The following is a 24,952-nucleotide window of genomic DNA, read 5'->3' as shown; positions in this document are numbered from 1 at the left end:
GGGGGGGGGGGGGGGGGGGGGGGGGGCCCCGCGGGGGGGGGGGGCCCCCCCCCCCCCCCCCCCCCCCCACGACCCGGTGCCAGTGCCAGGCCTGCCCGTCGGCCCCCGGAATCAACGCGAACCTCGCCATACCTGCCTCGCTCCCTGGCCCGGATCCAGGCCTCGTGTCCACGCCGCCGGCGCGGCTCGATAGGAGGGACTGCCCGAAGCCGGCCGACTCATCGCTCGCGCGCGTCGGCCACGCGTGGCTCACCCGCGGACGGCGCGACGCGGCCCGGCGCCGGCCCGTCCGCCGGGCGGCGCCGCGCCGGCGTCCCGGTGATCGGGCGAGGTGTGGGCGGGCAGGGGCCAGGGGCCGTCAGGTTGTCGGTGGGGCGCGGCACCATGGGACGGTGATCTCCGCATCCCGGCGCGCCGGCGCGACCGGTGCGTCCGATGCCACCGACGCGTCTGAGGCCGTGGCGGCGCTGCGCGCCGCCGGTGTGGGGCGAGGGAGCCCGGTCAGCGTGGTCGCCGTGCCCGGCGTCGGCGTGGCGCTGGCGTTCGGGGACGGCGGGTGGTCGGGCGCGCGCGAGCCGGCGGCGGTGCTGGCGGAGGCGGAGGCGGCGGTCGGGCCTCGATGGGTGTGGTGGTCGGCGCACGGTTTCGGCGCTCCGCCCGGGATCGAGGCGGCCGGCGCGGGGGCGCCCCGCCCGGGCCTCCCGCTGTGCTGGGACCTGGCCGCGGTGCACCGGGTCCTGTGGGGTGGCCACCGCGACGACCCGGCGGCGGTCTGGGCGGGGGCGCGCGGGCTGCCGGTTCCGCCGCCGCCACGGCGGCGGCGCACGGACGGCCAGCTCGACCTGCTGGCCTTCGTCGACGAGGACCCGGACGGCGGGCGGGCGGGCGACGCGGACGAGCCGCTCGGGCCGGACGGGCAGCTGCGCCCGGGGTGGGTCGAGGAGACGCTGCGCGGCGCCGCGGCGGGCGGGGTGGAGCTCCGCCTGGCGCGGGCGGGCCGGTTCGCCCGGTTGGCGCTGGAGGTCATGGCCGCGCAGGAGCGGGCGCTGCGGGCGCTGCCGGATCCGCGGGCGCGGCCGACCAGGCTGCCCCTGGCCGTGCTGACCGCGCGGGCCGAGTCGGCGGCCGAACTGCTCGCCCGGGAGCTGTGGCGCGACGGCCTGCCGGTGCACCGCCCCACCGCCGAGGCGACGATCGCCGCGCTGGCCGGGCCGCGCCCGCGCGACGGGGCCGGCGAGGCGGCGGCCCGGCGGGCGCGCGACGCGCCGGTGCTGCGTCACCTCGGCGAGTCGGTCGACCTGCGCAACCCCGCGTCGGTGCGGGCAGGGCTGCGCGCCGTGGGGATCGACCTGCCCGACACCCGGCAGGGCCGGCTGACCGCGCTGCGCGGCACCCATCCGGTGATCGAGCCGCTGCTGGCCTGGCGCAAGGCCGAGCGGATCGCCACGACCTACGGCTACCGCTGGCTCGACTCCCATGTCGGCGCCGACGGCCGGCTGCGCGGGCAGTGGCGCGGCAGCGACGGCGCCGCCGGCCGGATGACCGCGGCCGCCGGGCTGCACAACCTGCCGGCCGACCTGCGGGTCGCGGTCGCCGCCGAGCCGGGGCACCGCCTCGTCCGGGCCGACCTCGGCCAGATCGAGCCGCGCGTGCTGGCCGTCGTCTCCGGCGATCCCGAGCTGGTCGCCGCGACCCGGCAGGACGACCTGTACGCGCCGGTCGCGGCCCGCCTCGGCGTCGACCGGCCGACAGCCAAGATCGCCGTGCTCGCCGCGATGTACGGGCAGACCACCGGCGCCGCCGGCCAGGCGCTGCGGCAGATGCGGGCGACCTACCCGGTCGCGCTCGCCTACCTCGACGCTGCTGACGCCGCCGGCCGGGCGGCCGCCCTCGGTCAGGCGCCGGGCGCGGCGGCGCCGTCGGAACGCGGTCCCGGGCTGCCGGGCGCGGGGCCGTCGCTGCGGACGTTCGGCGGGCGACGCGTCCCACTGCGCGCCCTGGCGGCCGACGAGGAGGCGGACCTCGGCCGGGCGAGCGCGGCCTGGGGCCGGTTCGCCCGCAACGCCGTCGTTCAGGGCGCGGCCGCGGAGCTGTTCAAGGCGTGGGCGGTGACCGTGCGCCAGGAACTCGTGCCGCTGGGCGGCGTGATCGTGCTCTGCCTGCACGACGAGTTGCTCCTGCACGTCCCCGCCGAGCACGCCGAGCAGGCGGCGCGGGCGACCCGCTCGGCGCTGGCAGCTACCGCCCGGCACTGGGCCGCCGGCAGCCGCGCCCGTTTCGTCGTCGACATCGCGATCGTTCGCCGCTGGTCCGACGCCAAGGCGTGATGCCCACCGGCGGTGGGACGGCCCGGCCCGTCACGCCGCTCGTCCGGCGGATCCGCGGGGTCAGGAGGCGGATCCGCGGGGTCAGGAAGCGGAGGCGCTCCCCGTCGGCGCCGCGGGCCGCTCACTGCCCGTCCCGGCGCCCGCGTGAGCCGGCCGGGCACCCCGCCTCAGCCGGAGGCCGGCCGGGCGCCTCGCCTCAGCCGGAGGGTGACGACGGCGACGAGACGAACCACCTCGTAGACGATCCGCAGCGGCACGAGGACCGCGAAGGCGGCCGTCCAGCCCAGCAGGGCCACGAGCGCGCGCACCGGCCACGGTGGCAGGTAGCCGGCCCCGGGTCCCGCCGGCGCGGCGGGTTCTGGCAGGTGCGGCCTGGGCGACGGGGCGGGATGGGACCCGCGCTGCAGCGGCAGCGGCAGGGCGGGCCGGCCTGTCGCCTGGCCCGGCGCCGTGGTCTGCGCCGGCACCGTCGTTGTCAGTTGAGGCGTCATCTGTCTCCGTCACCCATCCGTGGATCAGGCTTCCCCGTCACGGCGCCTCGACGCCGGTTGTCGCTGGCTCGTAGTCGTCCGCTCGTCATCATTTGTGGTGATAGCCGAACCGGCACCCGGCGCGCCGGCAGGTGACCTGTTCCCGACACGGTAAGGCCGCCGACATTGCCCGGCCGCGCCACCGGACGCTATCTGGGCACCTGTGCGGCTTCGCGAACACCAGGGGGCGCCGGGCTCCTCGGCCGACCGCCGCGAGCGACGCGCGGGGGAGGGCATCCCGACCCGTGGCCGGCCATTTCTCCCCGGACGGAGTGCCGGAACCACGTCGGGAAGAAAAGCGCGGCAGGGCCTCAGGTGATGTTCCGTGTGAGTAACCGTGTGATGGCCTTGGCACCGTTGTCGACAAACCGATAGTCCGTGGAGGTCCGACCTTCTCGGCGCCGTTCGTGGCCACGGTGGGAAGTCCGGGCGGGCCGCTCGCCCGACGGCGGCGTTCCCACCATCCGGCGCTGGTCAGACCGTGGAGCATCGGGGCGCTCACGACCATCGAAATCCCCCGGGCGTGGATTCTCGAACGCCGGACGACGACGCCGAGGTATTCCGGCGGGCGCCGGTCAGCTCGGGTCTCCGGTCCTCGAGACGGAGACGGGGTCGCTCCAGCGGAGCGTGTCGAGCCAACGGCCGCGCAGCAATGGGAGGCCAGAGGCTATGACCGCGCAAAGAAGGACGAACGCGGCGGCCGGATGGCCGAGCAGGCCCTGGACGGCGAGCGAGACGACGATGCCGCCGCCGTTGCCGGCCAGCCAGATCAGCGCCGCCAGCGTCGCGCTGTCGGCGTCGGCCCGGGACTCGGCGACCTCCAGCAGGATCGGCAGGTCGGCGAGCAGCAGCAGCCCGATGAAGCCCACCGCGACGGCGGCCGTCGCGACCCCGGGCGCGGCGGCGAGCAGGCCGCAGCCGGCGATCGTGACGGCGACCGACAGCAGGATCACGGCCGTGCGCCGGCCGCGGCGGGCCGCCCAGCCGGGCAGCAGCGCGGAGCCGGCGGTCCCGGCGGCGACCATCCCGAGCAGCAGGACCCCGGCGGCGTCGGCGGACACGCCCGCCGGTTCCAGCAGCGCCTGCAACCAGGTCGTCAGCGCGATGAACACGCCGAAGCCGACGGCGACCAGGCCGACCAGCCGGCGGACCCGGACGTCGGCCCACAGCCGCCGCACGGCCCGCGCCCGCGGCGCGCCGACGTCGACGGCGTAAGGTCCCGGCCGGCGCAACGCCACCAGCAGCGCGGCCGCCGCGGCGACGGCGAGCGCCGCCTGCACGATGAGCAGCGTGGTCATGTTCCGCGCGCCGATCGCCGCGCCGAGGACGAACGCGCCGATCATGCCGACGAACAGCGACGCCGAGCCGAGCGCGATGCCGGTCGCGCGGTGCCGGCGCGCCAGGTAGCCGCCGGCCAGGGACATCACGGCGTTGAGCACGAGCGGCTGGGCGACGGCGACGACGAGCTGGCCCGCGACGGCGGCGCCGAACCCGCCGGGCAGCCGGACCAGGCCGCCCACCGCGGTGAGCACCGCCCCGACGCCGAGCCAGGTCCGCGGTGACCGGTCGAGCAGCTTGCCGGCCGGGACCGCGAGCACCACGTACAACAGCGGGAAGACGTTGGCCAGCGTGCCGATCGCGCCCTCGGAGACGCCGTAGTGCCGCGCCGAGTCGGTGGTGATCGGCGCGTAGGTCAGCCACAGCAGCTGCGTGCAGGCCGCGACGGCGCCGTACCCGGCCAGCGCCCCCCAGCGGGTCGCGGGATCCGCGGGGACCTCGCTGTCCGGCCCGGGCGCCGTCACCGTCCCGACTGCCGGCCCCGAACCGGGCGCGGGAGCGTCAAACCGGCTGGGGACGGGGCTGGCCGCGCCGGTCGCGTCCCGCCGGTGTCCCAGCCCCACGATGCCTCCCGTGTCTTCCTCGCTCACCGGCCCCGGCCCCGGCTCGCTGCCAGGATCCAGACTTGGACAGTTCGGGTCAATCACTCGCCAATGGGCCGCCATCGTGACACTGGCGACGTCACGGGCCGTGGCGTGCCGGCGCCGGCTCGGGGGCGACCGAGGCGCGGATCGGTGGTCGCGGACCCGGTGAAGATCCGTGGGAAGGCTGTCCGTGGGAAGGTTGTCAGCCGTCGGCTGTGGTGCCAGCCGAGCCCTGCACCGTGGGCTTGGCGGTGGACCGGCCGAACAGAGCGCTGACTGCCGCCCCGGCGAGCAGGAGAGCGGTCCATCCGAGGGGAACCAGCAGGGCGCCGAGCGGGGACGGGCCAGGGTAGGGCCTGTCGACGACGGGCGGCTCCGCGTCGGGGTCGAGGGTGCCCACGGCTATGAGGGTCGGGTCCGGAAGGACGTGGCGGAGCTGACCGGACACGGTGATCAAGACCACGAAGGTGATGATCAGCGTGACCGTCACGGGGATCGCGATCGCGCGCCGGCGTAGCAGGGTGCCGAGCGCGAAGCCCAGCAGTGCCATCGCCGTGACGTGCAGCGTGGCGAAGGCCAGCGCCCGGGCCACGCCGGGCTGGGTCAGCGTGGTTCCGAAATCGTTGCCGTAGTAGTCCTTCGCGCCGTCGAAAAGCATCATCGACCACAGGAACATCCCGAAGACCGACGCGGCGCTGATCGCGAAGGCCTTGAGGGCGAAGGCGAGAGCCCGGGCGGCGAACCGGGCCGCCGGTCCCGCCGCCCGGTCGCCCGGGGTGACGGGGCGACGGCCGGTGGCGGCCAGCACGCCGAGCACCGCCAACGCGAACTGCGTGAGCCTGACCACGAGCAGCGAGCTGTGGACATGGTCCTGCGCGGTGAAGTATTCGCTGGCCTCCGCGCCCTCGATCATGAGCGCGCCCAGGACGAAGCCCAGGACGGACGTGAGGAGGACGGTGACCACCAGCGTCCGCTTCGTGGCGCGCCGTCCACGTAATGAGCGTCGTTCGGCGCGCAGCAACGGCACGAACGTGGTCATGGCGGTCCCTCCCCGTGCCGCCGCCCGACGCGTGAAGATCGGGCGACTGGTTCACGGTAGGTCCCAGATCGGGCCTTCGACGCCTGCCGTGCTGTCAGTCCGCCGACCCAGGGAATGCCTGCCGACGATGGCGATCGGGCCGGAGCGCGCGCATCGCCAGGTCAGCCTGTCCCCTGGCCGCGGGCCGATGCTCGGCACCTGCCCGCGGCCTGTCCGTCGCCTGCTAGCCCTGGGGCTGGGTGACGGCGAACGGCGCGTTGCCGCTCGGCCAGCAGGAGAAGCCGGCGGGCAGCTGCTGGCCCTTGTCGACCGCCGCCCGCAGCAGGGTCAGGCACTGGGCGACGAGCACGTTGGGGTCGTTGGACACGGAGTCGGCCAGGATCCGGTTGGCCTCGGCCTCGGCTTCGGCGGTGGCCTGCCGCTGGGTGGCGATCCGGGTCTGCGCGACCTCGCCCTGCAGCGCGTTGATCCGGTCCTGCGTGGTCTGGTCGTAGGCGATGTAGGAGATGACGACGGACAGGACCTCGATCGGCTCGCCGACCCGCTCGGCGAGCGCGGTGGTCACCTCGGCGGACAGCTCGTCGTAGGTCGGGGCCGTGGGCGTGGTCTCGCGGCCGTCCGCGGACACGGTGGTCACCGTGCCGAGTGCGTCATAGTCGCCCAGCGCGCCGTTCAGCGCCGCCCGCAGGTCACGGGTGACCAGGCTCGCGCGCACGTTGTCGAAGGTGCGGTAGTCGCGGAACAGCTCGTCGGCGAAGTCCGGGTTGATCCGCCAGCGGGCCGAGACGCTCACGCAGGCGGTGGCCTGGTTCACGATCCGGACCGAGATGCAGTCGCCCTCCCGGTTGGCGCCGGTGTTCTCGGGCGCGTAGCTGTCGGTCTGGATCGCCGCGTCGAAATCGGTGACCCGCTGCCACGGCAGCTTCGCGTGCAGGCCGTTCGACAGCACGTCCCCGGTGGGCCGGTTGAACGCGGTGACGACGCCGACCTGCCTGGTCGGAACGGTGACCAGCGAGGAGAAGAAAGTGAACACGACGGCCAGCACGGCCGTGCCGATCGCGACGCCCAACAGTATGCGGCGGACGATTCCGGGGGCGTGGCCCAGCACGCGCCGGGCGATGGCCGCGCCGATCGCGACGACGGCGAAGAAGATCGCCGCGGAGAACAAGGCGGGCACGGAATTCCCTTTCTGGCTGGGGACCGACACCTAGCCGGAACCGGCATCTAGCTGGACCGACACCTGGCTGGAACCGACACCTGGCGAACACCTGGCGAACGACCGACGCCGGGCCTCTGGGCCGCGGCGGGCCGGCGGCCCGGGACCGGGCGCGTGCAGCATATGCGCGGAAAGAGCGCAAGGTTCTTCGATGTCCTGTTGGCGACCGTCCGGTGGGATCGGGCGGGAAATCAGGGCGCCGGGACCGGCCACAACTCCGGGCTGTGCGCGGCTATCTGGCCGGCGAGGCGGGCGAGAAACTCGGCGGCGGGCCGCGGGTCGAGGCGGCGGCCGTCGCGCAGCCGCGGGGCGACGTCACCGGCGGCGTCCTCCCTCGGCCCGATGACGGCCTGGTACGGCGCGAGCCGGGCGTCGCGGACCCGGGCGGCGAGGGTGCCGTGCTCGGGGCCGCGGACCGCCGCGCGCACCCCGAGGTCGACGGCGCGCGCGACGAGGGCGTCGGCGAAGGCCCGTTCGCCGTCACCGACCGGTAGGACGACGAGCTGAACCGGCGCCAGCCAGGCCGGAAACGCGCCACCGTGCAGCTCGATCAGGTGGGCCACCGCCCGCTCCACGCTGCCCACGATGCTGCGGTGCACCATGACGGGGCGGTGTTTCGCGCCGTCCGCGCCGACGTAACGCAGGTCGAACTGCTCGGGCTGGTGGAAGTCGATCTGGACGGTCGACAGGGTGAACTCCCGGCCCGCCGCGTCCGCGACCTGGACGTCTATCTTCGGCCCGTAGAAGGCGGCCTCGCCTTCCACCGCCTCGTAGGGCAGGCCGGCCTCGTCGAGCACCTCCCGGAGCAGCGCGGTCGACCGGCGCCAGTCGCCGGGCGCGGCGATGTACTTCCCGCCCGGGCCAGGCAGCGAAAGCCGGTACCAAGCCCGCTCGATTCCCATCGCCGCGTGCGCCCGGGAAATCATGGACAGGGCGGCGTGCGCCTCGCCGGCCGCCGCGTCGAGGGGCGCGAAGATGTGCGCGTCGTTGAGCTGGATCGCGCGGACCCTACTCAGCCCGCCGAGCACCCCGGACAGCTCGGCCCGGTACATGCCGCCGAGCTCGGCGATCCGCAGCGGCAGTTCCCGGTGACTGCGCGCCCGGGAGCGGTAGATCAGCGCGTGGTGCGGGCACAGGCTCGGCCGCAGCATGACCTGCTCGCCGCCGAGGTCCATCGGTGGGTACATGTTGTCGCGGTAGTGCGACCAGTGCCCGGAGATCTCGTAGAGCTCCCGTTTCCCGAGAACCGGCGAGTAGACGTGCTGATAGCCGGCGCGGCGTTCCTGGTCGCGGATGTACTCCTCGAGCGCGTGCCGAACCGCGGCGCCGTCGGGAAGCCAGTAGGGCAGGCCGGAGCCGATCAGCGGGTCGGAATCGAACAGGCCGAGCTCGCGGCCGAGCCTGCGGTGGTCGTGCATGGTGATCTCCTCGCGGACAACGGGCGGGTGTCCGCAAGGCAAAACCCCGGGGCACCCGCCCCGGGGCTTTTGAACCACGTCATGGGTCAGCGCGCCGGGACAGCCTCCGGCGTCGTCGTCACCATGGCGCTTCGCATGCCGCGCACCGTAGCAGCGGCACCCGCCCGGCAGCCACGCCTTTTTCCGAGCCACGTTCTCCCTGACGGTTCGGGCCCGGCCGGTAGGGCGATGCGCTTACGTCCTGGGTAATCGACCAGTGCCGGCGTCGCGGCGACGGTGAGTGCCACTGACCGCGCGACGTTCGGAGGCACCCGTTGACCTCGCGACTTCCCGAGACCGGGCGGTGGCCGCGTCTTGAGCTGCCGATCCTGTTGGTCGGGATCTTTATGATCATTTTGGATTTCTTCATCGTGAACGTGGCGATCCCGTCGCTGCAGGCCGACCTGGACGCCGGCGCCGCGTCGGTGCAGTGGGTCGTCGCCGGGTTCGGCCTGGCCATGGGCTGCGGGCAGATCACCGGTGGACGGCTCGGCGACCGGTACGGCCGGCGCAGGCTCTTCCTGCTCGGGATGATGTTGTTCACCGTCGCTTCGGCGGTCTGCGGGCTGGCCACCACCAGCGAGACGCTGATCGCCGGACGCGTCGCCCAGGGCCTGTCCGCCGCCCTGTTGAGCCCGCAGATCCTCTCGATCATCAGCGCCGGCCGGAGCGGGCCGGCGCGGACGCGGGCGGTGTCGGCCTATGGCATCACCATGGGTCTGGCCGCGGCCTGCGGTCAGCTCATCGGCGGCGTGCTCACCCAGGCGGACGTCGCCGGCTTTGGCTGGCGCGCCTGCTTCCTGATCAACATCCCGATCGGTGCCGCGGTGCTGGCGGTCGCGCCCAGGGCGATCCGCGAGTCACGCGTCGACGAGCCGGCCATCGCGGGCGGCGGCGGTGACCGTGGTGGTCGTGGCGGCAGGGACGGCTTGGACGTGACGGGCGCCGTCCTGGCGACGGCCGCGCTGGTGGCCGTGGTGCTGCCGCTCGTGCAGGGGCGCGACGCCGGCTGGCCGCCGTGGACCTGGCTCTGCCTCGCCGGCGGCCTCGTGCTGCTGGACGTGTTCGTCGCGCACCAGTGGCGCAGGGCACGGCGTGGGCGGGCGCCGCTCGTCGACCTGGCCCTGTTCCGGGAGCGGGCGTTCACCGTCGGGCTCGCCGCCACCCTGGTGTTCTTCAGCGGCGTCGCGTCGCTGTTCCTCTTCCTCGCGATCTATCTCCAGCATGGGTTGGGCCTGGACGCGCTGCGCGCGGGGCTGGTGTTCACCCAGCTCGCCGTCGGCTACCTGGCGACGTCGCTGCTCGGCGCGCCGCTGGTCCGCCGGCTGGGACGGGTGGCGCTGGCGGCCGGGGCGTTGGAGATGGCCGCCGGCCTCGGGCTGCTCGCGCTCACCGTGGACCACCTCGGCGTCGACGGCCCGGTCGGCCTGCTCACCCCGGCGCTGCTGATCATCGGCGCGGGCATGGGAATGGTGATGGCGCCGCTGACCGCGACGATCCTCGCCGGAATCGCGCCGCGGCACGCCGGCACCGCGTCCGGGCTGCTCGCGACCATGCAGCAGGTCGGCAACGCGCTCGGCGTGGCCGTCGTCGGCATCATCTTCTTCCGCGCGCTGGGCGACCCCGCCGGGCCCGACGCGGCGGCCGGCTACCCCCATGCCCTGGTCGTGTCGATCGCCTACCTCGCCGCCTCCTCGGTCGCGAGCGCCGCGCTGCTCATGCTCCTGCCCGCCCGCGGGGCGAGCGCCTGGCCGGCCGGGCAGACCGGACCGGCCGGCCAGCCCGCCGCGACGCGGGCCGTACCGAGCCAGGGCGTTCCCGCCACCCTGGCCGACGGCCTGGTCGCCGCGGCTCCGGGCCCGCCCGGTGCGGGTGGGCCCGTGCGGGGCCAGCGTCGGAACCCGCGGGGCCCGCGCCCTGGCGCGCGCGAGCCGAACTGACCCGCCGGCTCACCGCCGGCCGCTGGTCCGCCGTCGGCGCGACGCGGGCGCGATGCTGGCCGCCGGCCCGCCGGCCCGCCGGCCCGCCGGCCGACGCCCGACGTCGGACCGGCGGCCTGGGGCGCCGACGGCCTCGGCCGGTCGGCGCCCCGTTCGCGTGATCGCCGCGACGGGAGCGGACCGGCCGAGGCTTTCCCGGATTGGCCAGTGACGGTTGAGAACGAGAAGGTCTATGCGTGGGGAACCACCGACACCGGGGCCGAGACGGGTCCGGTTCCGTGGCTGTTCTGGGTGCTGATGGCGAATTCGTAGGTGTGGCCGTTGGTCATCCAGACGGAGGTGGCGGAGGTGGTGGTGACGGGGTTTGACCAGCGGGTGAGGGTGGTCTGGCCGGCGGTGACGTCGCGGTAGTGGACGTAGTAGCCGGTGGCGCCGGTGACGGCGTTCCAGCTCAGGCTGGCACTGGCGTTCCCCGGCGTCGCGGTCAGGCCGGTCGGTGCCAGGAGTGTTCCGGGGATGACGGAAACGGCGGCCGACACGGGTCCGGTTCCGTGGCTGTTCTGGGTGCTGATGGCGAATTCGTAGGTGTGGCCGTTGGTCATCCAGACGGAGGTGGCGGAGGTGGTGGTGACGGGGTTTGACCAGCGGGTGAGGGTGGTCTGGCCGGCGGTGACGTCGCGGTAGTGGACGTAGTAGCCGGTGGCGCCGGTGACGGCGTTCCAGCTCAGGCTGGCACTGGCGCCTCCCGGTGTCGCGGTCAGGCCGGTCGGCGCGGCGAGCGTGCCGGGAATGACGGACGCGACATTCGAGGTCGGCCCGTCGAAGTTGTAGCGCCGGGTGCTGATGGCGAATTCGTAGGTGTGGCCGTTGGTCATCCAGACGGAGGTGGCGGACGTGGTCGTGACGGGGCTCGACCAGCGGGTGAAGGTGGTCTGGCCGGCGGTCACGTCGCGGTAGCGAACGTAGTAGCCCGTCGCGCCGGGAACCGCGTTCCAGCTCAGGTTCGCCGATCCGCTGGCGGGTGTCGCGATCAGCCCTGTCGGCGCCTGTGGCCAGGCAGGCGCGGTGGGGATCGCGCCGAACTGGCTGCCTATCTGGAAGTTGTCCGCGAGCGCGTTCGCGAACGCCGCGGCGATCTTGTACTCGCCGCTGGGTGACGGGTGGGTGTCGTCGTAGGTGTCGACGGCCGGGTCGAACCCAGGCGTCGGGTCGGAGATCACCACCGGCGACTGTGAGGTCGTCTTCTGCGCCGCGAGCGAGCCGAGCAGGCTGTTGTACGCCGCCAGGTTGGCGATCCAGGGGTCACCGCTCGGGACGGTCCGCGGCGTCAGGTACGACAGCACGATCTTGATGCCCGCGTTGACCGACCGGGCGTTGTCGATGAACGTCCCCATGCTCGCGGCCGCCTCGGCGGGAGTCGAATAAAAAAGCAGGTCGTTCGTGCCGATGAAGACCAGGAGGATGTCCGGCGCCGCCGCCTGCATCTCGCCCGCGATGGTGTCCTTCTCGTAGAGGACCGGCCGTCCCCAGGTCGCGTCGTGGTCCTGGTCGAAGTCAGGGTCGAGGTAGTCGTGGGTCCCGGCGGTGATGTTGTCGTCGCGCAGGTCCGTCTTGGGCCCCACGAAATCAAACAGGACACCGTCGGCCTGAAGATGCTGCCAAAGGCGATACCGCCACGTGTAGTCCCCGGAATGCCCGTGGGTGATGGAGGCTCCCACCATCATGATCTTCACCGGGTCCACGGCGCTGGCCTTCTGCGCGTGAAAGAAGGTGAGTGGCACGAGCAAGAGAAGCGCGAAAACGGGTGCGGCAAGCGCCCTTATCCTCACGGAACTCCAATTCCAGGTAGGTGGGAATCGAGGGGGAACGTTATCAGTGTCCGTCAGATCGTGGTGTCCTATCGGATGACTGTTCGCGATTTTGTGGTTCCGGTGTGACGGGGGTGACGGGCGGCAGGGCTGGCCTTCGTCCGGTCGGACCGGCACGGTGGTGGCGGCGACACCCGATCGGCCGCGGTGGCCGGATGGCCGCGTGAGCGCGGGGCCGCCGAATCGCAGGTCGGCCCGCCGGCACCTACTGCCAGCGCCACGATGGTTCGCCCCGGTATGGAACGGCTCGCGAGAAGATCGATCATCAGTTGCTTGCGGAAATGGCAAGGAGACCGGCTGTCCGCCACGCCGTTTCCGCGAGCGTTCGGCGATCATGCCGCTGATCGGGCGCGTCCTGGCCGGGCGAACGTTGCCGGCGCGGCACTACCTCGGACGTAATGGCGGCGGGTCCGGTCCGGGCCGTACCGTCCGAATCGGGAACGGACGGTCACGTGACCCGGGCACCGGGCGCCGGTGTGCCGCGATGCGCCGGCCGGCCCGGCCGGACGCGCGACCTCGACGGCGTCCCCGCGAAACGACGCGGAGACGACGACGGGGGATGACAGCGGGGGACGACAGCGGGGGACGACAGCGGAGGCGATGAGGACGATGGCGACGACCGGCGCGGCGGCCAGGGGCCCGGTGGGCAAAGGTCCAGTAGGCAAGGGTCCAGGGGGCAAGGCGCCGGCGACTGGCAGGCCGGAGGGCGCGGCGCGGGTGGCGCGGGCGGGCGGCGAGGCGGCGGTGGCCAGGACGGTCGCGCGCTCCGACGCGGGGCTGGGCGGACGGCCCGGCGGCGAGCCGGTCGGGGTGCTGCTGCGGCGGTGGCGGGAGCTGCGCCGGCTCAGCCAGCTGGAGCTGGCGCTGCGGGCCGAGATCTCCGCGCGGCACCTGAGCTTCCTCGAGACGGGGCGGTCCCGGCCAAGCGCCGAGATGCTGCTGCGGCTGTCCGAGCACCTCGACATCCCGCTGCGCCGGCGCAACGAGCTGCTGCTCGCCGCCGGCCACGCGCCGGCGTATCCCCGGACCCCGCTGGGCGCGCCGCCGCTCGCGCCCGTGCTGGCCGCGGCGCGCCGGCTGCTGCGCGCCCACGAGCCCTACCCCGCGCTGCTCGTCGACCGCTGCTGGGACCTCGTCGAGGCGAACGCCAGCCTCGACCTGTTCGTCAGCAAGGCCGACCCGCGCCTGCTGGAGCCCCCGGTCAACGTGCTGCGGCTCAGCCTGCACCCGGACGGGCTCGCGCCGCACATCGTGAACCTGGGCGAGTGGCGGGCGCACCTGCTCGGCCGGCTGCGCCACCAGGTGCGCGCGAGCGCCGACCCGGACCTCGCCGAGCTTCTCGCCGAGCTGACCGAGTATCCCTGCGATCAGCCGCAGCCACCGGTCGACCTGCCGGGCCCCGGCGACGTCGTCGTTCCGCTGCGTTTCCGGCACGAGGCGGCGGAGCTGGCGTTCCTCAGCACGACGTCGGTCTTCGGCACCCCGGTCGACGTCACCGTCGCCGAGCTGGCCCTCGAGTCCTTCTTCCCGGCCGACGACGACACCGCCGCGGCCCTGCGCCGGCTGGCCCGCGCCGCCGACGGGGACGAGCCCGCGTCACGGGCCGTCGGGGCCGCGGACCGCTGACCCCCGGCGCCGTCGCCGAACGGTGGGACGGTTCGTCCGCCGCGCCGCGCGCGGCCACGGCGCCGCCTGCCGCTGGGCCACCGTCATCGCTGCCCGCCGCCGTCATCGCCATCGCCGGCCATAGGCCCTGTCGTCACCGGCGGCGGCCCGCGCGGCGGACCGGTCCGCGCCCGACGCCGCCTGGTGGCCTGGCCAGGGCGGTCGCTGTCGGGAACCAGGCATTTCATGGCGCGCCGAGACCGGTTCGGATTCACTCCGCGGGAGGCTGGCGGCGGGGGCCACGGCGGCCACGGAGATCGGTATCAGGAACGGGGCACGTGGCCGGCGGCCTGGTCCCCGCATGGCGACGGAGTACCGCATGACACCCCAGGCAGCCCCCGGCCGGGTCCCGGCCCGCCAGGCGACGACCGGCCGGTCCGGGCCGGGCGAGCGGCCCGTCGCGTCCCGGCCCGCCGCCCGGCCGGACGGCGGGCAGGCGAACCAGCCGCCGTGGCCGGTGCGGATGCTCGTGGTGTGGCCCGCGCGGGCGGTCGCGTTCGTCGTGATTCTGCCGCTGCGGCTGGTCTACGAGCTGGTTCGCCTCGTCGCCCGCGGGCTGCGCGTGCTGCTGTGGGACTGGTGCGCGCGGCCGGTGCTGCGCGCGCTGTGGCGCTGGGTGCTGTGCCCGTTCGGCCGGGCGCTGGCCTGGCTGTGGACGCGGGTGTGCCGGCCGGCGATCGCCTGGTCCCTGCGGGCGCTGTGGAGATGGCTGCTGGCCCCGGTGGGGCGGGTGCTCGTCGCCGTCATCGAGTACCTGCTCGTGCGTCCAATGCTCTGGCTGAACCGGGTGCTGCTGCGCCCCTTCTGGCGGGCGCTCGGGGCGATCGCGCGCGGCCTCGGGTGGGCCGTCGTCCAGGTGCTGCGCGGCGCCGTCACCGCGGTCCGGCTGCTCGTCGTCGTGCCGATCGCCTGGCTCTGGCGCAACGCGGTCATCCCCGCCGCCCGAGGTGTCGGCGTCGTCCTGCGGCTGCTCGTCGTCGTCCCGGTCGCCTGGGCCTGGCGGATGGTCGTCGTCCCTGTCGGCCGGGGGGTCGGCGTCGTCCTGCGGCTGCTCGTCGTCGTTCCGATCGCCTGGGCCTGGCGGATGGTCGTCGTTCCCGTCGGCCGAGGGATCGGCGCGGTGCTGGGGGTGCTGATCGTCCGGCCGACCCGGTGGTTCCATCGCGCGGTCTGGCTGCCGGTCCGCCGCGCCGGTTCCGAGGTCACCCGCGTCCTCACCGGCCGCCCCACCCGTGCCCGCTGACGACACCGCCCGCGACGACACCGCCCGCGACCACGCGACCCGCGACCGGGCCGCTCGCTGACGGGGCCACCTCGGGCCAGCGTCAGCTTCGCTCCTTGGCCGGTGCCCGCGGCCCGTCAGACTGCCAGCCGCGGCGCGGAAACTCGGTGGATCAGGCGAGGGGATGCCGTTAGCGTGCGGGCGTGAGCATGGGTGTGAACATGGGCGTGGGCGAGGTCCACGGGGTGTGCCCGGACAGGTTCGAGCTGGTGCGACTCGTGTTGGACGCGCAGCTCGAGGCGGGCGACGTCGGGACGTCGGTGGCCGTCTTCGTGGACGGCGAGCCGGTGGTCGACCTGTGGGGCGGGTACGTCGACGAGGCACGGACCGTGCCGTGGTCGCGAGACACGATCGTGAACGTGTGGTCGACGACGAAGACGATGACCGCGCTGTGCGCGCTGATCGCCGCCGACCGCGGGCTGCTGGACCTGGACGCGCCGGTGGCCCGGTACTGGCCCGAGTTCGCCGCGGCGGGCAAGGAGAACGTGCTGGTCCGGCACACGCTCGCGCACACCGCCGGACTGCCGTCGCTGCGCGGGCCGCACACGATCGAGGACCTGTACGACTGGCCGGCCGTGACCGCCGGGCTGGCGGCCCAGGCGCCGGAGTGGGAGCCGGGCACGGCCGCCGGCTACCACAGCCTGAGCCAGGGCTACCTGGTCGGCGAGGTCCTGCGCCGGGCGACCGGCCGGACGCTCGGCGCCTTCTTCGCCGACGAGGTCGCCGGGCCGCTGGGGCTCGACTTCCACATCGGCCTGCCGGCCGAGCACGACGGGCGCGTCTCACCGGTCATCCCGCCGCCGTCGGAGTTCGCCCGCCCTCCCGGTGACGCGGCCCGCGACGCCGGCGAGGCGGACGAGGCGGACGAGGCGGGTGACGGCGACCAGCCGCGGCTGTACGCCGCCGCCGCGAACACCACGGCCTGGCGGCGGGCCGAGATCCCGGCGGCGAACGGCCACGGCAACGCGCGCTCGATCGCCGCGGCCCTGGCCGTGCTCGCCAGCGGCGGCGTCAGCCAGGGCGTGCGGCTGTTGTCGCCGGCCGGCTGCGCCCGCGCCTGGGAGGAGCAGTTCCACGGCGTCGACCGGGTCCTGGGCGGCGGCCCCGTCCACTACGGGATGGGTTTTCGGCTGGAAGGGCGCGCCGGCACGTGGGGCGGCTGGGGCGGCTCGGTGGCGCTGTTCGACCCGGACCACCGGATGGCCATGGCCTTCGCGATGAACCGGATGCGCGACGCCGACACCCGCGGCCTCGACCTGATCCTGGCCGTCTACGACGGCCTCGGCCTGTAGCGGTCGTCCCGCCCGCGCCGCCGCCCCCGGCCGGGGTGGACCCGCCGCTCGTCGACGGCGTCCCGGCCCGGCGGTCAGCGGCGGCGATGGGCGTGGCGGCTGGCCTGGACGGTGATCGCGGTGGTGACCCGGTGCGGGGTGTTCGGGTGCAGCAGGCGCGTGTCGAACAGCAGGTCGCAGCCCAGGGTCGGGTTGCGCCAGATGCACAGGTAGCGGCCTCTGGGGATCCACCACGTCGGCCGGTCGACGTGCGGGGTCCGCAGCGTCCACTCCTGAGTAGGCCACACGGCGAGGACCTGGCGTCCACTCGACCAGACGACCTGCGCGCCGCGGGTCTGCGACCACGGAATGTCATAGCGGCGGCCGCCGGCCTCGGCCTGGATGCCTCCGGGGGTGACCGCCAGCCGTGGCGGGGCGGCTCCCAGCCGCAGCCGCCACAGCCCGCGCCGCAGGCACACGACGGCCAGCGCCACAGCGGCGGCGCCGACGAGCGCGCTGCCCAGCCGGTCTCCTGGCGTGAGGCTCGGCCGGTCGTCGCCCACCGTGCCGAAGCAGAGGATCGTCACCACCAGTGCCCACAGGCCGGCGAGCAGTGTCGCGACCCCGGTGGCCAGGTGGGGCCACCGGCGTCCGACGAAGGCGAAGATGCCGTCGGCCTCGTCCTCGGGCAGCGCGACCCGCGTGCGGGGTAGCGCCGCCGGCCCGGGCGCCGGGCGCTGCGCGCGCGCGGCGCCCCGCGGCACCGGTGTTGGCGCGGGCAGGGGTGTCGGCGCGGGCGGCGGTGCCGGCCGCGCGGAGGTCGCGGCGCGCGGGGCCGGCGACGGCGGCGTCGCGCTCGGCCGGGCCGGGGCCGCCACCGGTGGGGCGGCGGGCAGCGCGGGCGGGACCGACCTCGCCGGTGGCGGCGCGGACCGCGCCGGGGAGGGCGCGGGGTGTGCCGCGGCGCGCGCGTCGCCGACGGGGGGCGCCGGCGTGGGCGCCGGCCGCTTCGCGGCGGGCGTGCCCGCGCCCGGCCCGGCGGCGGGCGCGCCGACGCCTCGCGGGCCCGCGCCGGGTGGGACCGCCGCCGGCGGGTTCGCCATCGGCGGGCTCGCGGCCGGTGGGTTCGGTGCCGGTGGGCTTGGCGCTGGCGGGTTCGCGCCCGGTGGGCTCGCGGGGGAGCGGTGCCCGTTCGGGGACGGCAGGGCCGAGGGCGGCCCCGGCGTGGGCGGGTGGGCGGCGATCTCGGACTCCCGCTCCCGGATCAGCCGGGCGACGCCCGGCGGCCAGGCCAGCGGGCCGTGGCCGAGGGCGGCCGCGAACACGGGCAGCAGCTGGCCCGCGGCAGGGCGCCTCGCCGGATCCTTGGCCAGGCAGGGCAGCACGAGGTCCCGCAGGCGCTGAGGCACCCCGTGCAGGTCGGGGTCGGCGTGCATCACGCGGAACAGCAGCGCGGCCGGGTCGCCGACGCCGAACGGGTCACGGCCGGTGGCCGCGAACACGACGACGGCGGCGAGGGAGAAGATGTCGCAGGCCGGGCCGAGAACCCCGCCCACGGCCTGCTCGGGCGCCATGTACGCCGCCGTGCCGCACACCTCGCCGACCCGGGTCAGCGTCGACTGGTCGGCGGCCCAGGCGATCCCGAAGTCGATCAGCCGCGGCCCGTCGGCGGCGAGCAGGACGTTGCTGGGCTTGAGGTCGCGGTGGGTGAGGCCGGTCCGGTGGACCGCGATGATCGCCTCGAGCATTCCGGCGCCGAGCCGCAGGCACGCGTCCAGCGGCAGCGGCCCGGCCAGGTCGACGGCTTCGCGCAGCGAGGGGCCCGGGACGTACTGGGTGGCGAGCCAGGGAAGCGGCCCGTCCGGGTCCGCGTCCACGATCGGCGCGGTGAACGCCCCGGCGACCCGGCGGGCGGCCGCCACCTCCCGGCGGAACCGCTCCCGGAACAACGGGTCGCCGGCCAGCTCCGGGTGCACCACCTTGACGGCCACCAGCCGTCCTGACGGGGAGCGGGCCAGGTAGACGCGGCCCATGCCGCCCTCGCCGATCAGCGCGCGTACCTTGTACGGGCCGACGGCCGTGGGATCCGACCATCCCACCGAGCGCAGGTGCCTGACGGAAGACGCCACCGACCACCATTCCGACCACCGACGGGCAAGCCGCCGATGAGGGGATGACTCGCCGCGTAATCCGCAGGCTACCGTACGCCCGGTGGGGCCGCTTGGCGCGCCGCCGGGCGTACGGGCCGTCGAACTACCAGCGGGGCTGGTCGGCGAGGATGCCCAGGACGGCCTTGCCGACCATCTCGTGGGTGAGGGCGTCGTTGCCGGGGTGGAAGCCGCCGCAGCGGACGTCGCGGTAGAGCCGCTCCAGCTCGTTGCCCCGGAACATCCCGGCGCCGCCGGCGACGTCGAGCGCCGTGTCGACGACGTGCTTGGCCGCCTCCACGCAGCGCCACTTCATCGCGTAGGTGCGGGGAACCCAGTCCTCGCCGTGGTCGACGCCGGCGGTCCAGTCGTCGACGAACCGTTCCAGCGTGGCGTTCGCGGCGTCCAGCTCCAGGTACATCTCGGCGACCTGGTGCTGGATCATCGGGTTGTAGGCGAGGGCGCCGCGCTCGATGACCATCGACGTCTTGCGGCGGGCACCCGCGGCGGCGAGCTCGAGGGCCCGCTCGGCGATGCCCAGGTACACCGCGCCGATCAGCGACAGCGGCCACATGCTGATGCCGACCAGGAACGGGTGGTTGCCGTCGCCGGCGGGGACGACGCAGCCGATCCGGTCGTCGGGCACGAACACGTCGTCGAGGATCGTGTCGTGGCTCTGGGTGGGCCGCATGCCGAGGGTGTCCCAGTTCTCGACCACGGTGACGCCCTCGCTGTCACGGGCGACGAACGCGTGCACGATCTGCGGCCCGCCGGCGGCGTTCACGTCGATCGCGTGGGCGCCGAGCCAGGCCCAGGCCGGGCCGTTCGAGCCGAACTGCTTGCGGCCGGTCAGGCGGTAGCCGCCCTCGACCCGCTCGGCCTGGCAGGTCGAGAACAGCACCGGGATGTCGTTGCCCGCCTCGGCGTGGCCGGCGGCGATCACCTCGCCGGCGACGGCCGACTGGTAGATCCAGCGCAGCGACTCGTCGCCCCCGAGGCGCTCCACCTCGCGGGCGACGCCGATCCAGTACGAGTGCATGGTCATCGCCAGCGCGGTGGCCGGCGCGTACCGGGCGAGGCGGCGCTGCGAGCGGGCGAGCTCGGCGAGGCTCAGGCCCCAGCCGCCGTGCTCCACCGGCACGGCGGCGGCCAGGTAGCCGATCTCGCGCAGCTCCCGCAGGTCCTCGTCGAAGTAGGCGTTCGCGCGGTCGAGCTCGCCGGCCCGGCTCCGGAAGCGTTCGAGCATCTCGACGGGCAGCTCGGTCGGCCGCCGGCGGACGGGGGAGTCGGTGTCGGTCGTGGACGTCAGTGTCTCGGTCATGGCCAGAACGCTCCGCCCGGCCGCTGACAGCGCGCTTGCAGCCGCTGTCAGCGGGCTGACGCGGCGACGGAAGGTTCCCGGAAGGGACGTGCACGACCCTTGCACCATGAACCGTTCACGTATTGCTGACCTTGGGACCGTCCTGACGATCTGGGCGCACCCCGATGACGAGACCTACCTCGCAGGCGGCCTCATGGCCGCCGCCGTCGCCGCCGGCCAGAGGGTCGTGTGCGTGTCGGCGACCGCCGGCGAACTGGGCACCGACGACCCGGTGGCGTGGCCGCCAGAACGCCTCGCCGCCGTCCGGCGCCTCGAGGCCGCCGCCGCGCTGGCCGTGCTCGGCGTCCAGGAACATCGCTTCCTCGGCCTGCCCGACGGTGGCCTCGACCTCTGGGACGACGTCGGTGCCCGGCTGGTGAGCGAGCTGATCGACGAGATCAGGCCCGACACGGTCGTGACCTTCGGGCCGGACGGGTTCACCTTCCACCCCGACCACCTCGCCGTGCACCGCTGGGTGCGCGCCGCGTGGGAGGCGCGAGGGCGCGGCTTCCGCCTGCTGGAGACGGCGTGGACGGCCGAGAGCCTGGAGCGTTTCGGCGCGCTGTCCGCCCGGATCGGGGTGTTCATGACCGACGAGCGGCCCGTCGGCGTGCCGGCCGCGGCGCTGTCCGAGCACCTGCCGCTCGCCGGCCCGGCGCTCGACCGCAAGGTGACGGCGCTGCGGGCGATGGCGAGCCAGGTCGAGCCCACGGTCGGCGCGTTCGGCCTCGACCTGTTCACCGCCTGGGTGGCCGAGGAGGGCTTCGTCGACGCCGCCCGCACCGCTCGCACCCGCGGCACCGCTCGTACCGGCCGCACCGCTCGCGCGGCCCGAGCCGGCCGCGCCGGCCGCGCCGGCCGCGCGGCCCGAGCCGTGGGTGTCCCCGTCGACGCGGAATTTGGCTCGATTCCCGCGCAGAGGTCAGAGATGGTGGCCGCGTGACGATTCTGATCAGGGCGGCCGTGGCCGCCGACGAGGACCGCGTCGTCGAGCTTTCGCTGCGGGCCTGGGAGCCGGTGTTCGCCTCGATGCGCGCCGTCGTCGGCCCGGCGCTGTTCCGCCAGCTGTTCACCGAGGACTGGCGCCGCTACCAGGAGAAAGACGTCCGTCGCGCGTTCGGTACCTACCAGGTGTGGGTCGCCGAGGCCGACGGCGGCGAGGTGGCCGGCTTCACCGCCGTCGATCTGCCCGAGGGCGAGCCCCACGGAGAGATCTTCATGATCGCGGTGGACCCGGCCCACCAGGGCCGGGGTGTGGGCTCGCGGCTGACGAACCACGCGGTGGAGTCGATGCGTACCGCCGGCCGCCAGCTCGCGATCGTCAACACCGGTGGCGACCCCGGCCATGCCCCCGCCCGCGCGACCTACGAGAAGGCCGGGTTCACCAGCCTTCCCAGCGAGCAGTACTTCCTGCTCCTAGACCCGGCCAAGTGACCGAACGCCGGGCCCGGCGCGGTCCGAGACCGGTGGTCCCGTCTTCGCGGGCGGGTGACGCGGTCCCGCGCCGGATCTCGGAGGTGTTTCCGGGTGGCGGCGGGGCGGCGCGCCCGCTACCAGCTGCTGCTGGACGAGGAACTGTCGGAGCTGCTGCTGGAGGACGAGCTGTCCGAGCTGCTGCTGGACGAGGACGAGCTGTCGGAGCTGCCGCTCGACCAGGAGCTGTCCGAGCCGCTGGAGCTCCAGCTGTCGGAGCCGGCGTGGGAGTCCCAGCCATGACCGTGATGGCCGTGATCGTGATGGCCGTGGTGGTGGTCGCCGTGCTGGTGCCCGTGCGGGCCGTGGTGCCAGCCGTGGCCTGAGTGGCCGCTGTGCTCGGCGTGGCGTCGGTGGTGGTCGCCGGGGTCGTAGTCGTCGTGGCCATCGCCGCGGTCGGTGCCCGGGCCGAACCAGTAGGCGAAGTCGCTGTCCAGGCGGCTGCCCCGGCTGGAGGAGCCGGACCCCGACGAGCGGTGCCACCCCGGACCGACCGGCAGCCCCAGCTGTTGCAGCCTGGCGCGCATCAGCCGTGGCAGCAGGAGGAAGACCGAGGACATGAGGACGATCATCGATACCGCGATGATCGGCCCGAGTAGGAAGATCTTGTCGGTCGGGAGCAGGAAGGCGGCGGTGAAGATCCCGCCGATGACGACCAGCACCTCTGCGACCAGCAGCGCGAACAACCGTGGCATGTCCCTGTTGTAGGGCAGGCAGGCGCGCCGACGTCGCCGAACGACGGCCGGGCGACAGTCAGCCGGCCGTCAACGGCGGGCAGGCGCCGCGGACGTCCCGAGAGGGCAACCTCGTGCCCGGTGAGCGGGCCGGCCCCGACGAGCGGCCGGTCATGACCTGTGGGGTGCTCGACCATGATCCCAGAGGCCATGGTGCCGAATACCTACTCGTCTGGCACCACAGCCCATGGACCGATCCCAGGACCGGCCAGCCACCCGCGATGTCCCATCGCCCCACGTGGCCGGTCAACGCCGGACCTCGGAACTCATGGCGGCGAACGAGCCGGCTGACGGCGTGCCTGCTCTCCGGCGTGTCCGCTCGCGGCGTGTCCGGCTGCCGGCGAGGCCGGAGGGGACGTGACTGGACGGCGCGCCGACCGGCGCCAGTGGTCAGCCCGTCACGAGGAGCGGTGCTCCGTCGACCGGGCCGGGGCTGTGCGGGGCGGCCAGGATCCGCCAGGTGCCGGGCCGCCGGGCCCAGGCCCGGGTGGTCGGGTCGCGTTCGAGGGTGGGCGTCAGGTCGAGGGGGATGGTGACCTCGGTGGCGGCGCCGGCGGCGAGTTCGACCCGCCGGAAGCCGATCAGCTGGGGCACGGGCCGTGGCGCGTCCGCGTCCGCGGCGTAGACCTGCGCGACCGTCGACCCCGCGCGGGTACCGGTGTTGCGGACCCGGACGGTCGCCGCGCCGTCGCCGCCCGACACGCGGTGACCGGTGAGCTCCAGGTCGAAGGTCGTGTAGCCGAGCCCGAAGCCGAAGGGGTAGGCGGCCGGGTGGCCGTCCCGGTCGAGCTTGCGCTGTCCCCACCAGGCGTCGTAGGTGACGCGGCGGGCCTCGGCGTCGAAGAACGGCAGGTGCGCGGCGTCGGTGGGGATCGCGAAGGGGAGCCGGCCGCCCGGTTCCGCCCGGCCGGTGAGGACGTCGCCGAGTGCCCGGCCGCCCTCCATGCCCGGGTAGAAGGCCAGGAGGATCGCGGGGACCCGGTCGCGCCAGGCCTCCATGAGGATCGCGCTGCCGCCGATGACCACGACCACGGTGCGCGGGTTGGCGGCGGCGACGGCGGCGATGAGCCGCTCGTCGCGCGGGCGCAGCGTCAGCGACGCGCGGTCGCCGCCGCGGCCGTACCGGACCAGCAGCCGGGCGACGTGCCCCAGCAGGCGCCCGAGAACCGGCACGGTGAACGGGAAGCCGAGGACGCGCAGGCTCGCGGGGTCGTCGTTCATGACGCGCTCGCCCTCGTCGTCGTGGGTCAGGCCGACGACCACCACGGCGGTGTCCGCGGCGGCCGCGGCGCGCGCGGCGGCGGCGGCGTCCGCGCCGTCGAGGTGGTCGATCTCGACGGCGGGCAGGGCTTCGCGCAGGCCTTCGAGCGGGGAGCACGTCGTGGGCGGGCGGACGGTGGACGAGCCGTGGTCGCCCAGGTTGGGCGCGGCCGCGAGGTGCCCGAGGACCGCGAGCCGGCGGGTCGTCGCCGGCAGCGGCAGCAGGGGCGCGCCGCCGGCCGGTTCGTTGCGCAGCAGGACGGTGCCGCGCACGGCGGCCTCGCGGGCGAGCGCGCGGTGCGCGGGCGCGGCGACGACGTCGGCGGCCGGTTCGGCCTCGTCGCGCGTCGCCGCGTGCGCCAGGGTGGTCGCGAGGATGCGGCGCGCCGAGCGGAGCACGGTCTCGCGGGGCAGGCGGCCGGCGCGCAGCGCCCCGGGCAGCTCGCGGGCCCGCAGGGCACGCAGCGGCATCTCGACGTCCATGCCGGCGTCGAGGCTCGCGACCGCGTCGTGGACGCCCCACAGCCAGTCGCTGGTAACGAAGCCCTCAAAGCCCCATTCGTCGCGCAGAACGTCGGTGAGCAGGGTCCTGTTGACGTCCAGAAAGGCGCCGTTGACCGCGTTGTAGGAACTCATGAACGAGTCGGCGCCGGCGTCGACGGTGGCCTTGAAATGCGGCAGGTAGACCTCGTGCAGCGCGTGCTCGTCGACGGCCACGTCCACCTTGAAACGCGCGTTCTCCATGGAGTTGAGCGCGAAGTGCTTGACGCAGGCCATGACGTTGCGGCGCAGGCCGCGGGTCAGCGCGGCGCCCAGCTGGCCGGTGAGCACCGGGTCCTCGCCGTAGGATTCCTGGGCGCGGCCCCAGGCCGGGTGGCGCAGCAGGTTGACGCAGACCGCGCCCGAGTAGTTGGCGCCCCGGGCCCGCGCTTCGAGCCCCATGGCGTGGCCGACGCGTTCCTCGAGGTCGGGGTCCCAGGTCGCGGCCCGCATCATCGTCACGGGGAACGCGGTCGAGTTTCCCATGACGACGCCGCGCGGGCCGTCGCTGAACCGGATCCCGGGAATGCCAAGGCGGGGCAGCGCGCCGGCGGTGATCGGCCCGGACCGCATCCGGGCCTGGATGGTGCGCAGCGCGCGGACCGGGGTGTCGCCGTCGAGCAGCCACAGCAGCTCGTCGTCGCGCAGCTGCTTGACGAGCAGCTCGGCGGCGTCGGCGGCGGTGAGCTCGCCGGCGCGCACGCGCGCCACGCCGTCGGTGAACGTGAAGCCGAATCCAGCCGGGTCGACGGCGTGGTTCATCGCCCGCGGCTCCAGAATGGCGCCGACGCCGGCCGGAGAATGGCGCGGCCGTGAATGAACGTTGTCATCCAGGCTTAATCTACCGGCCGGCGGCGTTCACGGCTCGGCCGGCGCCGTGGCTCGTCGGCATGTCGGCATGTCGGCGTGGGGGAACGCCGG

The 24,952-nt window shown here is 74.7% G+C and carries 17 protein-coding genes; 7 read left to right on the top strand and 10 right to left on the bottom strand.

Annotated features, from left to right (window positions below):
- Nucleotides 1–395: 395 nt before the first annotated feature.
- The gene (locus tag I6A81_RS19620; RefSeq protein WP_407661336.1) at nucleotides 396–2,327 is read left to right on the top strand and encodes a DNA polymerase; all 1,932 of its coding nucleotides are present in this window, start codon (nucleotides 396–398) and stop codon (nucleotides 2,325–2,327) included.
- Nucleotides 2,328–2,494: 167 nt separating this feature from the next.
- Here the strand turns inward: I6A81_RS19620 and I6A81_RS19615 are convergent, their stop codons facing one another.
- From I6A81_RS19615 to thrS, 5 genes are all read right to left on the bottom strand, one after another.
- On the bottom strand, nucleotides 2,495–2,818 hold the full coding sequence (locus I6A81_RS19615) for a hypothetical protein (RefSeq protein ID WP_203003689.1): 324 nt from the start codon (nucleotides 2,816–2,818) through the stop codon (nucleotides 2,495–2,497).
- Between the two features lie 614 nt (nucleotides 2,819–3,432).
- Complete coding sequence (locus I6A81_RS19610) at nucleotides 3,433–4,659, bottom strand: MFS transporter (protein ID WP_307874765.1); 1,227 nt, start codon at nucleotides 4,657–4,659, stop codon at nucleotides 3,433–3,435.
- Nucleotides 4,660–4,981: 322 nt separating this feature from the next.
- On the bottom strand, nucleotides 4,982–5,818 hold the full coding sequence (locus tag I6A81_RS19605) for a hypothetical protein (protein ID WP_203003691.1): 837 nt from the start codon (nucleotides 5,816–5,818) through the stop codon (nucleotides 4,982–4,984).
- Between the two features lie 223 nt (nucleotides 5,819–6,041).
- On the bottom strand, nucleotides 6,042–6,995 hold the full coding sequence (locus I6A81_RS19600) for an SPFH domain-containing protein (protein ID WP_203003692.1): 954 nt from the start codon (nucleotides 6,993–6,995) through the stop codon (nucleotides 6,042–6,044).
- Nucleotides 6,996–7,225: 230 nt separating this feature from the next.
- Entirely contained in the window at nucleotides 7,226–8,458 is a 1,233-nt protein-coding gene (gene thrS, locus I6A81_RS19595; protein WP_407661335.1) for a threonine--tRNA ligase, read from the bottom strand.
- Between the two features lie 308 nt (nucleotides 8,459–8,766).
- Between thrS and I6A81_RS19590 the strand changes: the two genes are divergently transcribed.
- Nucleotides 8,767–10,431 (top strand): MFS transporter, encoded by a 1,665-nt coding sequence (locus I6A81_RS19590; RefSeq protein ID WP_307874763.1) that lies wholly within the window; start codon nucleotides 8,767–8,769, stop codon nucleotides 10,429–10,431.
- 230 nt (nucleotides 10,432–10,661) lie between these two features.
- Here the strand turns inward: I6A81_RS19590 and I6A81_RS19585 are convergent, their stop codons facing one another.
- Entirely contained in the window at nucleotides 10,662–12,212 is a 1,551-nt protein-coding gene (locus I6A81_RS19585; protein ID WP_203003695.1) for a fibronectin type III domain-containing protein, read from the bottom strand.
- A 687-nt stretch (nucleotides 12,213–12,899) separates the two neighbouring features.
- Between I6A81_RS19585 and I6A81_RS19580 the strand changes: the two genes are divergently transcribed.
- The 3 genes from I6A81_RS19580 to I6A81_RS19570 all read left to right on the top strand — a co-directional run bounded on the left by I6A81_RS19580 (nucleotide 12,900) and on the right by I6A81_RS19570 (nucleotide 16,538).
- Nucleotides 12,900–13,925 carry a helix-turn-helix domain-containing protein gene (locus tag I6A81_RS19580; protein ID WP_307874762.1) on the top strand — a complete coding sequence of 342 codons (1,026 nt, stop codon included), beginning with the start codon at nucleotides 12,900–12,902 and terminating at the stop codon, nucleotides 13,923–13,925.
- A gap of 358 nt (nucleotides 13,926–14,283) precedes the next feature.
- The gene (locus I6A81_RS19575; protein ID WP_238429313.1) at nucleotides 14,284–15,207 is read left to right on the top strand and encodes a hypothetical protein; all 924 of its coding nucleotides are present in this window, start codon (nucleotides 14,284–14,286) and stop codon (nucleotides 15,205–15,207) included.
- A gap of 206 nt (nucleotides 15,208–15,413) precedes the next feature.
- Nucleotides 15,414–16,538 carry a serine hydrolase domain-containing protein gene (locus tag I6A81_RS19570; protein WP_407661334.1) on the top strand — a complete coding sequence of 375 codons (1,125 nt, stop codon included), beginning with the start codon at nucleotides 15,414–15,416 and terminating at the stop codon, nucleotides 16,536–16,538.
- 74 nt (nucleotides 16,539–16,612) lie between these two features.
- Here the strand turns inward: I6A81_RS19570 and I6A81_RS19565 are convergent, their stop codons facing one another.
- Together I6A81_RS19565 and I6A81_RS19560 are read right to left on the bottom strand one after the other, a co-directional pair.
- On the bottom strand, nucleotides 16,613–18,646 hold the full coding sequence (locus tag I6A81_RS19565) for a serine/threonine-protein kinase (RefSeq protein ID WP_307874761.1): 2,034 nt from the start codon (nucleotides 18,644–18,646) through the stop codon (nucleotides 16,613–16,615).
- 124 nt (nucleotides 18,647–18,770) lie between these two features.
- Nucleotides 18,771–19,985: an acyl-CoA dehydrogenase family protein gene (locus tag I6A81_RS19560; RefSeq protein ID WP_203007661.1), complete on the bottom strand. Its 1,215-nt coding sequence runs from the start codon at nucleotides 19,983–19,985 to the stop codon at nucleotides 18,771–18,773.
- A 106-nt stretch (nucleotides 19,986–20,091) separates the two neighbouring features.
- Between I6A81_RS19560 and I6A81_RS19555 the strand changes: the two genes are divergently transcribed.
- Entirely contained in the window at nucleotides 20,092–20,967 is an 876-nt protein-coding gene (locus I6A81_RS19555; RefSeq protein WP_203007660.1) for a PIG-L deacetylase family protein, read from the top strand.
- Nucleotides 20,964–21,458, top strand: coding sequence for a GNAT family N-acetyltransferase (locus tag I6A81_RS19550; RefSeq protein WP_307874760.1), 495 nt, complete (start codon nucleotides 20,964–20,966; stop codon nucleotides 21,456–21,458). The genes I6A81_RS19555 and I6A81_RS19550 overlap by 4 nt, the downstream gene beginning before the upstream one ends.
- A gap of 116 nt (nucleotides 21,459–21,574) precedes the next feature.
- Here the strand turns inward: I6A81_RS19550 and I6A81_RS19545 are convergent, their stop codons facing one another.
- A complete protein-coding gene (locus tag I6A81_RS19545; RefSeq protein ID WP_203007659.1) occupies nucleotides 21,575–22,192 on the bottom strand; it encodes a hypothetical protein in 618 nt (205 codons plus the stop codon).
- A gap of 429 nt (nucleotides 22,193–22,621) precedes the next feature.
- Nucleotides 22,622–24,793, bottom strand: a complete 2,172-nt coding sequence (locus I6A81_RS19540) for a beta-glucosidase (protein WP_203010256.1) — start codon at nucleotides 24,791–24,793, stop codon at nucleotides 22,622–22,624.
- Nucleotides 24,794–24,952: the final 159 nt, after the last annotated feature.

The organism is Frankia nepalensis (genome assembly GCF_016786325.1).
Classification (GTDB): Bacteria; Actinomycetota; Actinomycetes; order Frankiales; family Frankiaceae; genus Pseudofrankia; species Pseudofrankia nepalensis.
This window is presented reverse-complemented; position numbering and strand designations above follow the sequence as displayed.